We start from the raw sequence: 14434 nt of genomic DNA, 5'->3' as shown, positions 1-14434 counted from the left end.
CTACAGAAAGTTGCCGAGCACGCCCGCAAACGTGTGGTCCGCCACCCGGTCGCCGCGACATGATCGGGGCAACCGCCGGTCACTGTCATGTCAACAGGAAGAGACGCAGGTGCCTCATACCATCGACGAAGCCTTCACGGCACTCCCGCTACGCGCCCTCGCGGACGCCGCGCTCGCACGCGCGCGTGCGCTGGGCGCCGAGCACGCGGACTTCCGCCTCGAACGGGTGCGCAGCGCTTCCTGGCGCCTGCGGGACGCCAAGCTCGCCGGGTCGTCGGACACCACCGACCTCGGGTACGCGGTGCGCGTCGTGCACGGCGGTACGTGGGGCTTCGCCTCGGGCGTCGACCTGACCCTGGACGCCGCGGCCAAGGTCGCCTCGCAGGCGGTGGCGATGGCGAAGCTCTCCGCCCAGGTGATCAAGGCCGCCGGTTCGGACGAGCGGGTGGAGCTCGCCGACGAGCCCGTGCACGCCGACCGGACGTGGGTGTCGTCGTACGAGATCGACCCGTTCGGCGTACCCGACGAGGAGAAGTCGGCGCTGCTGGCCGACTGGAGCGCGCGGCTGCTCGCGGCGAACGGCGTCAACCACGTCGACGCCTCCCTGCTCACCGTCCACGAGAACAAGTTCTACGCCGACACCGCCGGGACCGTGACGACGCAGCAGCGCGTCCGGCTGCACCCGTCCCTGACCGCCGTGTCGGTCGACGAGTCCAGCGGCGAGTTCGACTCGATGCGGACCGTCGCACCGCCGGTCGGACGGGGCTGGGAGTACCTGACCGGCACCGGCTGGGACTGGGAGGGCGAGCTGGAGCAGATCCCGGAGCTGCTCGCCGAGAAGATGCGGGCGCCGAGCGTCGAGGCGGGCCTGTACGACCTGGTCGTCGACCCGTCCAACCTGTGGCTGACCATCCACGAGTCCATCGGCCACGCCACCGAGCTGGACCGCGCGCTCGGCTACGAGGCCGCGTACGCCGGCACCTCCTTCGCCACCTTCGACCAGCTCGGCAAGCTCCGCTACGGCTCCGAGCTGATGAACGTCACCGGCGACCGCACCGCCGAGCACGGACTCGCCACCGTCGGCTACGACGACGAGGGCGTCGAGGGCCAGTCCTGGGACCTGGTCAAGGACGGCACGCTCGTCGGATACCAGCTCGACCGCCGCATCGCGAAGCTGACCGGCTTCGAGCGCTCCAACGGCTGCGCCTTCGCCGACTCCCCCGGGCACGTGCCCGTGCAGCGCATGGCCAACGTCTCGCTGCGGCCGGACCCGGCCGGGATGTCGACGGAGGACCTGATCGGCGGGGTCGACCGCGGGATCTACGTCGTCGGCGACCGGTCGTGGTCCATCGACATGCAGCGCTACAACTTCCAGTTCACCGGCCAGCGGTTCTTCCGGATCGAGAATGGGCGGATCACCGGACAGCTGCGGGACGTCGCCTACCAGGCGACGACCACCGACTTCTGGGGCTCGATGGCCGCGGTGGGCGGTCCGCAGACCTACGTCCTGGGCGGCGCCTTCAACTGCGGCAAGGCCCAGCCGGGCCAGGTCGCCGCCGTGTCGCACGGCTGCCCCTCGGCACTCTTCCGGGGCGTCAACATCCTCAACACCACGCAGGAGGCCGGTCGATGAGCGCCCGCAGCAGCAAGCCGCACGAGATCGTCGAGCGGGCGCTGGAGCTGTCCGCCGCCGACGGGTGTGTCGTCATCGCCGACGAGCAGTCCACCGCCAACCTGCGCTGGGCTGGCAACGCGCTCACCACGAACGGTGTGACGAGGGGCCGTACGCTCACGGTGATCTCGACCGTCGACGGCAAGGAGGGCACGGCCTCCGGCGTCGTCTCGCGCTCGGCCGTCACCGTGGCGGAGCTGGAGCCCCTGGTACGCGCCGCGGAGGCCGCCGCGCGGGCCGCCGGGCCCGCCGAGGACGCGCAGCCGCTGGTCGCGGACGTACCGGCCTCCCCCGACTTCACGGACGCGCCCGCGGAGACCGGCTCCGCCGTGTTCGCCGACTTCGCGCCGGCGCTCGGCGAGGCCTTCGCACGCGCGCGTGCCGGCGGCCGCGAACTGTACGGCTTCGCCAACCACGAACTCGTGTCGAGCTACGTGGGGACGTCGACCGGGCTGCGCCTGCGCCACGACCAGCCCAACGGCACGCTGGAGATCAACGCCAAGTCGCCCGACCGCAGGCGCTCGGCGTGGGCCGGACGCTCCACGCGGGACTTCAAGGACGTCGACCCGGCGGCGCTGGACGCCGAGCTCGCCGTACGCCTCGGCTGGGCCGTGCGGCGGATCGAACTGCCCGCCGGGCGGTACGAGACGCTGCTGCCGCCGACCGCGGTGGCCGACCTGCTGATCTACCAGCTGTGGTCGGCGTCGGGCCGGGACGCGGTCGAGGGGCGCACGGTGTTCTCGAAGCCCGGCGGCGGCACGCGCGTGGGCGACCGGCTCACCGAGCTGCCGCTGACGCTGCGCAGCGACCCGAACGAACCCGGACTGGAGTCGGCGCCCTTCGTGATCGCCCACTCCTCCGGGGGCGACCAGTCGGTGTTCGACAACGGCCTGCCGCTCACGGCCACCGAGTGGGTGCGCGAGGGCGTGCTGCGGAACCTCGCCACCACCCGGCACAGCGCCGGTCTGACCGGGCTTCCGGTGGCTCCGGCGATCGACAACCTGATCCTGACCGGCGGCGAGGACCGCTCCCTGGAGGAGATGGTCGCCGGCACCGGGCGCGGGCTGCTGCTGACCTGCCTGTGGTACATCCGCGAGGTCGACCCGGCCACGCTGCTGCTGACTGGCCTGACCAGGGACGGCGTCTACCTCGTGGAGAACGGCGAGGTGACCGGCGAGGTGAACAACTTCCGGTTCAACGAGTCGCCGGTGGACCTGCTGGGCCGGGCCACCGAGGCCGGGCGCACGGAAAAGACGCTGCCCAGGGAGTGGAGCGACTGGTTCACTAGGACCGCGATGCCCGCCCTGCGGGTGCCCGACTTCAACATGAGCTCTGTCAGTCAGGGCGTATAACCTCGTAGGCGGCTGTCACCCGACTGCCCGAGGATCATCCAAGGAGATACGAGAACCGTGACGGACATCGTCGACGAACTGAAGTGGCGTGGGCTGATCGCCCTCTCCACTGACGAGGACGCATTGCGCAAGGCGTTCGCGGACGGTCCCGTCACGTTCTATTGCGGCTTCGACCCGACCGCGCCCAGCCTGCACCTCGGCAACCTCGTGCAGATCCTGACGATGCGCCGGATCCAGCAGGCGGGCAACCGACCGCTGGGCCTGGTCGGGGGCGCCACGGGCCTGATCGGCGACCCGAAGCCGAACGCGGAGCGCACGCTGAACGCGCCCGAGGTCGTCGCCCAGTGGGTCGAGCGGCTGCGCGCGCAGATCGCGCCGCTGCTGGACTTCGAGGGCCCGAACGCGGCGGTCATGGTCAACAACCTGGACTGGACCCAGGGGATGTCGGCCATCGAGTTCCTGCGGGACGTAGGCAAGCACTTCCGCGTGAACAAGATGATCGGCAAGGAGGCCGTCGCCCGTCGGCTGGAGTCCCAGGAGGGCATCAGCTACACCGAGTTCAGCTACCAGATCCTGCAGGGCATGGACTTCCTGGAGCTGTACCGGCGCCACGGGTGCACGCTGCAGACCGGCGGCAGCGACCAGTGGGGCAACCTGACCTCGGGCACCGACCTGATCCACAAGGTCGAGCCCGGGGCCGTGGTGCACGCGCTGGGCACACCGCTGATCACCAAGGCGGACGGCACCAAGTTCGGCAAGACGGAGTCCGGCACGGTCTGGCTCGACCCCGAGATGACCACGCCGTACGCCTTCTACCAGTTCTGGCTGAACGCGGACGACCGGGATGTCTCCAAGTTCCTGCGGATCTTCAGCTTCCGGTCCCACGAGGAGATCGAGGAGCTGGAGCAGCAGACCGAGGAGCGCCCGCAGGCCCGTGCCGCCCAGCGTGCCCTCGCCGAGGAGCTGACGACGCTGGTGCACGGCGCCGACCAGACGGCCGCCGTCGTCGCCGCGTCGAAGGCGCTGTTCGGTCAGGGCGAGCTGGCGGAGCTGGACGAGAAGACGCTCGCCGCGTCCCTCGCCGAGCTGCCGCACGTCCAGGTCGCCGAGCTCGGCCCGGTCGTGGACCTGTTCGCCGAGGTCGGCCTGGTGGCCAGCAAGTCGGCCGCCCGGCGGACGGTGAAGGAGGGCGGGGCCTACGTGAACAACGTGAAGGTCGCCTCCGAGGACGCCGTCCCCGCCAAGGAGGACCTGATCCACGGCCGGTGGCTGGTGCTGCGCCGGGGCAAGAAGAACCTGGCGGCGGTCGAGGTCGCGTCCGCCTAGGGCCGGGTCACTGCATCGCGAAGGGGCGGGCTCCATGGCGAGCCCGCCCCTTCTTCGCGTCCCTGTCCGCTCTCAGGCGGTCTGTTTCCGCTTGCCCAGAGTCGCCATGTACAGCATGTCGACCACGAAGACGATGACGATCGCGGCCACGAGCTGGAAGGCGTGCCGGCTCCAGTCGATGCCCGGGGTCGACTCCACTCCGACCGCCCTCGCGATCGCGTTGCCGACGATGGCGCCGAGCATGCCGCAGATGGTGGTCAGCCAGAGGGGGCTGTGCTGCTTGCCCGGGATGATCGCCTTGGCGATCAGACCGAGCACGAATCCCACGATGATCGCCCACAACCAGCCCATGGCTGCCTCCTTGTACGGCCCGACGCGAGCATTACGTCAAGCGTCGGCCCGTACGCCGTACGGCGCATGTCGGGTAGGGCCATACGTGCTCGGGCCGAGGGCGTTCGCCCAGCGTGGAGGTGACCCGGTCTCGTAGGCGGCGCAGGCGCGGCGTAACGTGGAAACAGTCCGGACCCCCACCCCGGCCGGGGTGGACCGGGCACGGGGAGAGGCAGGGCCGATGCGGGCGGATGGTGGATTGTGAATCGGAAGCAGCACGGCGGCGGCAACGGCCAGGTGTTCCGGATCACCGGCGCCCGGACGGGCCTGCAGGAGGACGTGCGCGGCCGGCAGCGCCGGTACGTCATCTCCATGTCGATCCGTACGGTCTCGGTCATCCTCGCTGCCTCGCTGTGGAACGTCGAACGGCCCGTCGCGATCGTGGCGTTGGTACTCGGAGCGGTCCTGCCGTACATCGCGGTGGTGGTCGCGAACGCCGGGCGGGAGAACGCGCCGAGTCTGCCGTCGACGTTCGTATCGGTGCCGATGCGCCCGATGATCACGCCGTCGCGGACGAACGACGGTTTCGCCGAACCGGCCCCGGAAGATGTCGCGGCGGAGCCCGCGGCGGGCGTACGAAGCGAGCCGCGCGACCCGGCGTGACCCGCATCCGGGCGCGACAAACGGAAGGCGTCTTCGCGCCAAGCTCAAGAAAAGCTCAGATCAATCATGTTGTTCAGGTGCCGGGCGGCGGGTGACCCGTGACATACTTCGTAGGCGCTCCGCATCCCCCGTCGGAGCGACGGACCGACGCCGGGCAGCTCCCCCCGTGGCTGCTCGGCGTCGCCTTGTTTACAGCGGTTGTGAGACATACCTGTGAGTGACACCCCCATCTGCTCCGCCAAGGGCTGCCGTGTCGACGCCGTCTGGGTGCTGGCGTGGAACAACCCGAAGATCCATACGCCGGAGCGGCGCAAGACGTGGCTCGCCTGCGACGTGCACCGGGAGCATCTGTCGCAGTTCCTCGGGGTACGGGGGTTCTTGAAGGACGTCGTGACACTGCGGGAGTGGGAGTCCACGAAGCCCGCCGACGCTCCCGGTCCGGGCACGCCGGGCTGACGGCGACCACGACCGGTCCGTCGGCGCGCCTCGCGTCCCGGTGCAGGTACGCCGACCGAGCGCACGACTGCTGACCCGGGTGCGTGGGCGCAGACCCGAGCGCACGACTGCTGACCCGGGTTCACGACCGCTGACCCAGGTGCGTGGGCGCGGCTGGAGTGTGCCGGTACCCAGCTCAGCGCCGGCTATGTGCGCGACCAGTCGCTGATCATGGCCGGCGCCCTGCTGGGCACCCTGCCGCTGCTCGCCCTGTTCGTCGTCTTCGGCCGCCAGATCGTCGGCGGCATCAGTGGACTACCCCACCGGCCGGCGCATCCCGAAGGCGAGCGCACGGGGGTACGCCGAGGTGGCCCGCACCGGGGCGGTTCCCACGCGGGACGGTGGCGACGCGTGACCGTTCGCCCCCGGGCCGCCCCCGCGGTTCCGGGAGCGGGACGGCGTCTGGCTCCAGGGGCGGGACGGCGTCTGTTTCGGGCGTCGTCAGGCGGCGGATGATGGCGTGACCCGGTGGAGGCCGTGCGGGTCCCGGCGTGTACGCGTCGCCCGCCGGGAGAGGGGTGGCGCGCCGGCCGCACCCTTCGGGAGGCGGGTGGCGCGCCGGCCGCACCCTTCGGGAGGCGGGTGGCGCGTCAGCCGCCGATGGCCGACATCGGCCGGTCCGGCTGGACGAACGACGGGTCGTCCAGCCCCGCGCCCGCCTTCTTGCCCCACATGGCCAGCCGCCAGATGCGGGCGATCTCCTCGTCCGGGGAGCCGTCGCGCAGGGCGGCGCGCAGGTCCGTCTCCTCCTGGGCGAACAGGCAGGTGCGTATCTGGCCGTCGGCCGTGAGGCGGGTGCGGTCGCAGGCGGCGCAGAAGGGACGGGTCACCGAGGCGATGACGCCCACCCGGTGGGGGCCGCCGTCGACCAGCCAGCGCTCCGCCGGGGCCGAGCCGCGCGCGGCGGCCCCCTCGGGGGTGAGGTCGAAGCGGGTGCGCAGGGAGGCCAGGATGTCGCCGGCCGTGACCATGCCCTCGCGCTTCCAGCCGTGCTGGGCGTCCAGGGGCATCTGCTCGATGAACCGCAGTTCGTAGTCGTGCTCGACGGCCCAGGCCAGCAGGTCGGGGGCCTCGTCGGCGTTCAGGTCCGGCATCAGGACCGTGTTGACCTTCACCGGGGTCAGACCCGCGTCACGGGCGGCCCGCAGGCCTTCGAGGACGTCCTTGTGGCGGTCCCGGCGGGTGAGTCTCTTGAAGACGTCCGGGCGCAGGGTGTCCAGGGAGACGTTGACCCGGTCCAGGCCCGCGTCCTTCAGGGCCCTGGCCGTGCGCCCCAGGCCGATGCCGTTGGTGGTCAGGGACATCTGGGGGCGGGGGTCCAGCCGCGCGACCCGCTCGACGATGCCGACCAGGCCGGGACGCAGCAGGGGTTCTCCGCCGGTGAAGCGGATCTCCTCGATGCCCAGGGTGGTGACGGCGATGTCGATCAGGCGGACGATCTCGTCGTCCGTGAGCAGATCGGGCTTGGCCAGCCACTGCAGGCCCTCCTCGGGCATGCAGTACGTGCAGCGGAGGTTGCACCGGTCGGTCAGCGAGACCCTCAGGTCGGTGGCCACCCGGCCGTAGGTGTCGATGAGCACGTGGGCCCCCTCCCTCGTAGCGGATCAGGTGCGGGTCGTCATTTCCGTCACTTGCGAGCCTACGTGACGTCACTGACAACGACAGCGGCCCGGATCCCACGAGGTACGGCGCGGCCGCGTCGTAGGGATCTACGACGCGGCCGCTTGGGGGCGTACCGGGGGGTCAGTGGGCGCCGGTGCCGGTCAGCGAGCGGACCTCCAGCTCGGCGTACTTGCCGGCGTCCGGCTCCTCCTTGGAGAGGTAGGTGCCGAGGACGCCGAGCAGGAAGCCGACCGGGATCGAGATGATGCCCGGGTTCTCCAGCGGGAACCAGTGGAAGTCGACGTCCGGGAACATCGACGTCGGCTTGCCCGAGACGACCGGCGAGAACAGCACCAGGCCGACCGCGCTGGCCAGGCCGCCGTAGATCGACCACAGGGCGCCGGAGGTGGTGAACCGCTTCCAGAAGAGGCTGTAGATGATGGTCGGGAGGTTGGCGGAGGCGGCGACCGCGAAGGCGAGGGCGACCAGGCCGGCGACGTTCAGGTCGCGGGCGAGCGCGCCCAGGACGATGGAGACGGCGCCGATGCCGACCGTGGCCCAGCGGGCCGCGCCGAGCTCCTGCTTCTCGGTGGCCGAGCCCTTCTTGATGACGTTGGCGTAGATGTCGTGCGCGAAGGACGAGGAGGAGGCCAGGGTGAGGCCCGCGACGACGGCGAGGATCGTGGCGAAGGCGACCGCCGAGATCGTGGCGAGCAGGATCGCGCCCCAGTTGGAGTCGACGCCGCCGAGGTGGAGGGCGAGGAGTGGCGCGGCGGTGTTGCCCGCCTTGTTGGAGGCGATGATCTCGTCCGGCTTGATCAGCGCGGCGGCGCCGAAGCCGAGGGCGAGGGTCATCAGGTAGAAGGCGCCGATCAGGCCGATCGCCCAGATCACGGACTTACGGGCGGCCTTGGCGGTGGGCACCGTGTAGAAGCGGATCAGGATGTGCGGCAGGCCGGCGGTGCCCAGGACCAGGGCGATACCGAGGGAGATGAAGTCCAGCTTGGTGGTGCCCGTGGCGCCGTACTTCAGGCCGGGCTCCAGGAAGGCCGAGCCCTTGGCGCTGTTGTCTGCGGCCGAGCCGAGCAGGTCGGAGATGTTGAAGTGGAACTTCAGCAGCACCAGGAAGGTCAGCAGCAGGGCGCCGGCGATCAGCAGGACGGCCTTGACCATCTGCACCCAGGTGGTGCCCTTCATGCCGCCGATCGTGACGTAGACGATCATCAGGACGCCGACCAGGGCGACGATGCCGATCTTGCCGCCGTCGCTGGTGATGCCGAGCAGCAGGGAGACCAGGACGCCGGCGCCCGCCATCTGGGCCAGCAGGTAGAAGATCGACACGACGATGGTGGAGGTGCCGGCCGCCGTGCGGACGGGGCGCTGGCGCATCCGGTAGGCGAGGACGTCGCCCATGGTGTAGCGGCCGGAGTTGCGCAGCGGCTCGGCCACAAGGAGCAGGGCGACCAGCCAGGCGACCAGGAAGCCGATGGAGTACAGGAAGCCGTCGTAGCCGAAGAGGGCGATGGCACCCGCGATGCCGAGGAAGGACGCGGCGGACATGTAGTCGCCGGAGACGGCGAGGCCGTTCTGGAAGCCGGTGAACTGGCGGCCGCCCGCGTAGAAGTCGGCCGCGTCCTTGGTCTGGCGGCCCGCCCAGACGGTGATCACGAGGGTCGCGGCGACGAACACCGCGAACAGCGTGATGATCAGCGGCCGGTGCTGGCTCGCCTCGCCGGCCGCGATCAGGGTGTGCTGTGCGGGGCTCATGCGCCGCCCTCCATCCGGGACTTGATCGCCTCGGCCTTGGGGTCGAGCTTGGCGGCGGCGTGCCGCGAGTACCACCAGGCGATGAGGAACGTGGTCAGGAACTGGGCGAGGCCGAGGACGAGGGCCACGTTGATGTTGCCGAACAGCTTGGTGCCCATGAAGTCGCCCGCGTAGTTCGAGAGCAGGACGTACAGCAGGTACCAGGCGATGAAGCCGACGGTCAGCGGAAAGGCGAACGAGCGGTACGAGCGGCGCAGTTCACCGAATTCCGCGCTCTCCGCCTCCGCGACGAACGCCTCGGTGGGCGGGAGTTGGGTGGGGGTCTTCGAGGGGGGCGGTGTCTCGGTGGCCACGTAGTCTCCTCGCGTTGCGGATGCGGTCGTCTCGGGGATCGGGGGCGCGTGTCCTGCCGCTCCCTGCCCAAGGTCACGGCGCCGCGCGGGGACCGGTTCAACTCACTTGACCGTTTTCCGAACTTGCCTTGGGCAACTCATTGCTGGCCAGCGACTTCGGGAGATAGTTTTCGCCCTGGACCGCCCGTCATGTACCTGCCCGAGCACCACCTGTGTCTCGGGCGGTTTCGTTTCCGGATGATGTGGAGACCCCATGGTTCATCTGCGTTCCAGACGTCGGCTCGCGCTCGCGGTGCCGGTCGTGCTGTCACTGACCGCCACGCTCGGCTTCCTGCCGGCGGCGGCTCAGGCCGCTCCGCGCACGGAGTCCGCCACTCGGGCGGCCGTCGGCGCGGACACGTATGCATACCTCGTCAACACGAAGACGGACCCCTACACGATCAAGTCGGTCAAGGCGGCGATCAAGGCGGCCGGCGGTTCGATCGTGGTGTCGTACGACAAGATCGGTGTGATCGTGGTCCACTCCACGGACCTCGACTTCGCGAAGAAGATACGCGGGGTACGCGGCGTGCAGTCCGCGGGTGCCTCGCGGACCTCGCCGGTGCAGGCCGCGGGAACCACGGACGAGGGCGCGGTTCAGTACCTGTCCAAGGGCGAGGCGGCGAAGGTCGAGAAGGGCTCGGCGGCCGGTGAGGAGCCGCTGGAGGCCGACCAGTGGGACCTCAGGGCGATAGGCGCCGACAAGGCCGCCGCGATCGACCCGGGCAGCAGGAAGGTGACGGTCGCCGTGATCGACGTGGGCGTCGACGACACCCACCCCGACCTCGCCCCGAACTTCTCCCCCTCGCAGTCCGCGAACTGCGTCAGCGGCAAGGCGGACACGACGTACGGCTCCTGGCGGCCGGTGGACGCCGATCACTACCACGGCACGCACGTGGCGGGCGAGATCGCCGCGGCCCGCAACGGCATCGGCGTCGCGGGCGTCGCGCCCGGCGTGCGGGTCGCCGGCATCACGGTGGCCCAGCCGGACGAGAACCAGCTGTTCTTCCCCGAGAGCGTCGTGTGCGCGTTCGTGTTCGCCGCCGACCACGGCGTCGAGGTCACCAACAACAGCTACTACGTCGACCCGTGGCAGTACAACTGCATGGACGACCCCGATCAGCGGGCCATCGTCGACTCGGTCAACAGGGCCCAGCTGTACGCACAGAGCAAGGGCACGCTCAACGTCGCCGCCGCGGGCAACTCCAACGACGACCTCGACTCGGACGCCCTGGTCGACGACTCCAGCCCCGACGACTCGACCCCGGTGACGCGGACGGTCGACCCCCACAAGTGCTTCGACGTGCCGACCCAGCTGCCGGGCGTCGTCACGGTCGGCGCGGTGGGCGTCAAGGGCACCAAGTCGTACTACTCCAGCTACGGCTACGGGGTCGTCGACGTCGCCGCGCCCGGCGGCGACAAGTACCAGATCCCGGACACGCCGTCCAAGAACGGCCGCATCCTCTCCACGATGCCCAACGACCAGTACGGCTTCCTGCAGGGCACGTCGATGGCCACGCCGCACGTGGCCGGCGTCGCCGCGCTGCTGAAGTCGACGCACCCGTGGGCGACCCCGGCCCAGTTGCAGGCGCTGCTGAAGGCGGAGGCCGTCAACCCGGGCTGTCCGAGCGACCCCTACGACGGGGACGGCGACGGCGTGGTGGACGCGACCTGCGTGGGCGGCAAGCGGGTCAACGGCTTCTACGGCTTCGGCGTCGTCGACGCGCTGCGCGCGGTGAAGTGACCGCGGCCGACCCACCACCCACTCGCTCCGGGGGGCGCCACCGCCCCCCGGGGCTCCCGCACGGCCCCCTCGTACCGCGAACGAACTGGAGACCCCGACACATGACAGCGCCTCACCCGCGCTCGCGCCGCGTGCTCGCCCTTCCGCTGGGAATGGCGATGGCTACGGCCCTGGCGTTCCTGCCGAACATCACGGCCTCGGCGGCGGAGGCCGCGCCGACGGCCACGGCCACGGCCGGTGACGCCACCTCGCTCAGCTACGTCGTCAACGTCCGCCCCGGGCACGGCCCTTCGGCGCGCGTGCAGAAGGCGATCGCCGAGGCCGGCGGCACGATCGTGACGTCGTACGACCGGATCGGCGTGATCGTCGTCCACTCGTCGAACGCCGACTTCGCCAGGACCCTGCGGGCGGTGCCCGGCGTGGAGTCGGCGGGCAACACCCGCAACGCGCCGCTGCCCGCGCAGTCGACGGACGACATGGGCACGCCGAAGGTGCTCTCCGCGCGGGAGGTCGCCGCCGCGCGGGCCGCCGACGGGCAGGACCCGCTCGAGCCCCAGCAGTGGGACCTGGCCGCCATCAAGGCGGACAAGGCGCACGAGGTGTCGCTGGGCAGCCCCAGGGTGACGGTCGCCGTCATCGACACCGGCGTCGACGACACGCACCCGGACATCGCGCCCAACTTCGACCGCAAGGCCTCGGTCAACTGCGTGTCGGGCAAGCCGGACACGGCGGACGGCGCCTGGCGGCCGAGCGCCTCGGAGAGCCCGCACGGCACCCACGTGGCGGGTGAGATCGCGGCCGCGAAGAACGGCATCGGAATGACGGGCGTGGCGCCCGGGGTGAAGGTCGCCGGCATCAAGGTGGCCAACCCCGACGGCTACTTCTACACGGAGGCCGTGGTCTGCGGCTTCGTGTGGGCGGCCGAGCACGGCGTCGACGTGACGAACAACAGCTATTACACCGACCCGTGGTACTTCAACTGCACCGACGACCCGGACCAGAAGGCGTTGGTGGACGCCGTCACCCGGGCCTCGCGGTACGCGGAGAGGCGGGGCACCGTCAATGTCGCGGCGGCCGGCAACGAGAACTACGACCTCGCCGCCGACACGATCACGGACCCGGTGTCGCCGAACGACGGCACGCCCTCGGACCGGGTGATCGACCCGACCAAGTGCTTCGACATACCGACCCAGTTGCCGGGTGTGGTGACGGTCGCGGCCACGGGCGCCAAGGGTCTGAAGTCGTCCTTCTCCAACTACGGCCTGGGCGTCATCGACGTCGCCGCGCCGGGCGGCGACTCGACCCGCTACCAGGCCCCGGCCCCGCCGGCCACCAGCGGTCTGATCCTGGGCACGCTGCCCGGCGGCAAGTGGGGCTACATGGCCGGTACGTCGATGGCCTCGCCGCATGTCGCGGCGGTCGCCGCATTGATCAAGTCAACGCATCCGCACGCCTCGCCGGCCCTGGTGAAGGCGCTGCTCTACGCGGAGGCCGACGCCACGCCGTGCACGGACCCCTACGACATCGACGGCGACGGCAAGGTCGACGCGGTGTGCGAGGGGACCAAGAACCACAACGGTTTCTACGGCTGGGGCACTGTGGACGCGCTGGCCGCGGTGACCAAATGACATATTGATTCAGTCAATACTGCATAGTGCAGTCATGACTGCACTCAAGTTCGCATGGTCGGAGCTGGGAGGCGATCCCGCCCTGCTCTCCAGGGTGTCGACCACCGCGCGGGAGGGCGCTCTTCAAGGGCGCCTTCCCGTACGGGAGCTGGCGCGGGCCTGTGTCGGCGCGTGCGCGCTGGCCGCCGCCGAGCTGGGGGCGCGGCGGGCCGGGCTCGCGCGGGTGCCCCGGGTGCGGGTCGACGACGGGGCGGTCGCCACCGCGTTCCACAGTGAGCGGCATCTGCAGGTCGACGGGCGGGCACCGGTCGTCTTCGCGCCGCTGTCGCGGTTCTGGCGGACCGCGGACGGGTGGGTGCGCACACACGCCAACTATCCCCACCACCGGGCCCGGCTGCTGGACGTGCTGGGGGTGTCCGAGGATGTGGCCGCCGTCGAGGCGGCGCTGGCGCGGCGGTCCTCACTGGAGGTCGAGGAGGCCGTGTACGCGGCCGGCGGTCTCGCGGTGGCGCTGCGGACTCCGAAGGAATGGGCCGCCCACGAGCAGGCCGCCGAGGTGGGCCGACGCCCGCTCGTCGAGCGAGGGCGGCTGGACTCCGCCCACGCGCGCGTGCTCCCGCCTCTCGACGGACCCGCGCCGCTGCCCGCCGCCGGGCTGCGCGTCCTGGACCTGACCCGGGTCCTCGCTGGACCGGTCGCCACGCGCACGCTGGCCCTGCTCGGCGCGGACGTCCTGCGCCTCGACACCCCGCACTTGCCCGAACTGCCCGACCAGCACGCGGACACGGGCTTCGGGAAGCGGTCGGCGCTGCTGGACCTCACGGCCGACCGGCGCGTCTTCGAGGAACTGCTCGCGCGCGCGGACGTCGTCGTCACGGGCTACCGGCCGGGCGCCCTGGACCGGTTCGGGCTGTCGCCCGAGGCGCTGGCCGAGCGGCGGCCGGGACTGGTCGTGGCGCAGGTGTCGGCGTGGGGCGCGTACGGGCCGTGGCGCGGGCGGCGGGGCTTCGACAGCCTGGTGCAGGTCGCGACCGGCATCGCCGCCCTGGAGGGCTCGGCGGGGCAGCCGGGCGCGCTGCCGGCGCAGGCCCTGGACCACGGGACGGGGTATCTCCTGGCGGCCGCGGTGCTGCGGGCGCTGACCGAGCAGTCGTACGAGGGCGGCGGCCGGTCCGTGCGGCTGGCGCTGGCCCGGACGGCCGGGTGGCTCGTGAACGACGTCGAGGCGGACGGCCCCGGCGACGCCCCGTACGAGGGGCCGTACCCCTGGCTCACCGAGACGGACAGCGCCCTGGGACGACTGCGGCACGCCCTGCCGCCGGTGTCCTTCGACGGTGGACCGGCCGACTGGGCGCGTCCGCCGGTGCCGTGGGGGTCCGGCCCCGCGCGTTGGGTCTGAGCCAAGGGACGGCCAAAAACGTCCCTACGGGCGAAATCGCGTACCGCCAGTTGTTTTACTGCAG

The 14434-nt window shown here is 71.1% G+C and carries 12 protein-coding genes and 1 pseudogene; 9 read left to right on the top strand and 4 right to left on the bottom strand.

Going from position 1 to position 14434, the window contains the following annotated elements; translation table 11 throughout:
• Positions 1-109 precede the first annotated feature (109 nt).
• The 3 genes from ACQF4J_RS35065 to tyrS are packed head-to-tail and all read left to right on the top strand — an operon-like array spanning position 110 to position 4350.
• Positions 110-1633, top strand: coding sequence for a TldD/PmbA family protein (locus tag ACQF4J_RS35065; RefSeq protein WP_351569781.1), 1524 nt, complete (start codon positions 110-112; stop codon positions 1631-1633).
• On the top strand, positions 1630-3024 hold the full coding sequence (locus tag ACQF4J_RS35060; RefSeq protein ID WP_427167619.1) for a metallopeptidase TldD-related protein: 1395 nt from the start codon (positions 1630-1632) through the stop codon (positions 3022-3024). The genes ACQF4J_RS35065 and ACQF4J_RS35060 overlap by 4 nt, the downstream gene beginning before the upstream one ends.
• 57 nt (positions 3025-3081) lie before the next feature.
• Positions 3082-4350 (top strand): tyrosine--tRNA ligase, encoded by a 1269-nt coding sequence (gene tyrS, locus ACQF4J_RS35055; protein WP_351569775.1) that lies wholly within the window; start codon positions 3082-3084, stop codon positions 4348-4350.
• 72 nt (positions 4351-4422) lie between these two features.
• Here the strand turns inward: tyrS and ACQF4J_RS35050 are convergent, their stop codons facing one another.
• Positions 4423-4701 (bottom strand): GlsB/YeaQ/YmgE family stress response membrane protein, encoded by a 279-nt coding sequence (locus ACQF4J_RS35050; protein WP_351569773.1) that lies wholly within the window; start codon positions 4699-4701, stop codon positions 4423-4425.
• Between the two features lie 240 nt (positions 4702-4941).
• On the opposite strand from ACQF4J_RS35050, the gene ACQF4J_RS35045 reads away from it, so the two are divergent.
• From ACQF4J_RS35045 to ACQF4J_RS35035, 3 genes and pseudogenes are all read left to right on the top strand, one after another.
• Positions 4942-5343 carry a DUF3099 domain-containing protein gene (locus ACQF4J_RS35045; protein ID WP_351569770.1) on the top strand — a complete coding sequence of 134 codons (402 nt, stop codon included), beginning with the start codon at positions 4942-4944 and terminating at the stop codon, positions 5341-5343.
• 213 nt (positions 5344-5556) lie between these two features.
• Positions 5557-5799, top strand: a complete 243-nt coding sequence (locus tag ACQF4J_RS35040) for a hypothetical protein (RefSeq protein WP_351798391.1) — start codon at positions 5557-5559, stop codon at positions 5797-5799.
• Positions 5800-5967: 168 nt separating this feature from the next.
• A pseudogene (locus ACQF4J_RS35035) lies at positions 5968-6087 on the top strand (carbohydrate ABC transporter permease); the annotation flags it as partial.
• 341 nt (positions 6088-6428) lie between these two features.
• On the opposite strand, the gene moaA reads toward ACQF4J_RS35035, so the two are convergent.
• The 3 genes from moaA to ACQF4J_RS35020 all read right to left on the bottom strand — a co-directional run bounded on the left by moaA (position 6429) and on the right by ACQF4J_RS35020 (position 9560).
• The gene (gene moaA / locus ACQF4J_RS35030) at positions 6429-7418 is read right to left on the bottom strand and encodes a GTP 3',8-cyclase MoaA (RefSeq protein WP_351569764.1); all 990 of its coding nucleotides are present in this window, start codon (positions 7416-7418) and stop codon (positions 6429-6431) included.
• Positions 7419-7581: 163 nt separating this feature from the next.
• A complete protein-coding gene (locus ACQF4J_RS35025; protein ID WP_351569761.1) occupies positions 7582-9207 on the bottom strand; it encodes a solute symporter family protein in 1626 nt (541 codons plus the stop codon).
• Positions 9204-9560: a DUF485 domain-containing protein gene (locus ACQF4J_RS35020; protein WP_351569759.1), complete on the bottom strand. Its 357-nt coding sequence runs from the start codon at positions 9558-9560 to the stop codon at positions 9204-9206. Before ACQF4J_RS35020 ends, ACQF4J_RS35025 begins: the two co-directional genes overlap by 4 nt.
• Positions 9561-9813: 253 nt before the next feature.
• Here ACQF4J_RS35020 and ACQF4J_RS35015 point away from each other — a divergent pair, with 253 nt between their 5' ends.
• From ACQF4J_RS35015 to ACQF4J_RS35005, 3 genes are all read left to right on the top strand, one after another.
• A complete protein-coding gene (locus tag ACQF4J_RS35015) occupies positions 9814-11343 on the top strand; it encodes a S8 family serine peptidase (protein WP_427167618.1) in 1530 nt (509 codons plus the stop codon).
• 101 nt (positions 11344-11444) lie between these two features.
• Complete coding sequence (locus tag ACQF4J_RS35010) at positions 11445-12971, top strand: S8 family peptidase (protein WP_351569754.1); 1527 nt, start codon at positions 11445-11447, stop codon at positions 12969-12971.
• Positions 12972-13005: 34 nt separating this feature from the next.
• The gene (locus ACQF4J_RS35005) at positions 13006-14370 is read left to right on the top strand and encodes a CoA transferase (protein ID WP_427167617.1); all 1365 of its coding nucleotides are present in this window, start codon (positions 13006-13008) and stop codon (positions 14368-14370) included.
• Positions 14371-14434 lie beyond the last annotated feature (64 nt).

The sequence above is a fragment of the Streptomyces sp. C1-1 genome, from assembly GCF_050214755.1.
In the GTDB taxonomy this organism is placed as follows: domain Bacteria; phylum Actinomycetota; class Actinomycetes; order Streptomycetales; family Streptomycetaceae; genus Streptomyces.
Note: the sequence above shows the minus strand (reverse complement) of the source record. Positions and strands in the feature narration are given on the sequence as shown.

What these genes read in the sequence shown, in the direction of transcription:
- ACQF4J_RS35050 (WP_351569773.1), bottom strand. Translation starts at nt 4,701, where the DNA reads ATGGGCTGGTTGTGGGCGATCATCGTGGGATTCGTGCTCGGTCTGATC.
- ACQF4J_RS35015 (WP_427167618.1), top strand. Translation starts at nt 9,814, where the DNA reads ATGGTTCATCTGCGTTCCAGACGTCGGCTCGCGCTCGCGGTGCCGGTC.
- ACQF4J_RS35005 (WP_427167617.1), top strand. Translation starts at nt 13,006, where the DNA reads ATGACTGCACTCAAGTTCGCATGGTCGGAGCTGGGAGGCGATCCCGCC.
- ACQF4J_RS35060 (WP_427167619.1), top strand. Translation starts at nt 1,630, where the DNA reads ATGAGCGCCCGCAGCAGCAAGCCGCACGAGATCGTCGAGCGGGCGCTG.
- ACQF4J_RS35025 (WP_351569761.1), bottom strand. Translation starts at nt 9,207, where the DNA reads ATGAGCCCCGCACAGCACACCCTGATCGCGGCCGGCGAGGCGAGCCAG.
- ACQF4J_RS35010 (WP_351569754.1), top strand. Translation starts at nt 11,445, where the DNA reads ATGACAGCGCCTCACCCGCGCTCGCGCCGCGTGCTCGCCCTTCCGCTG.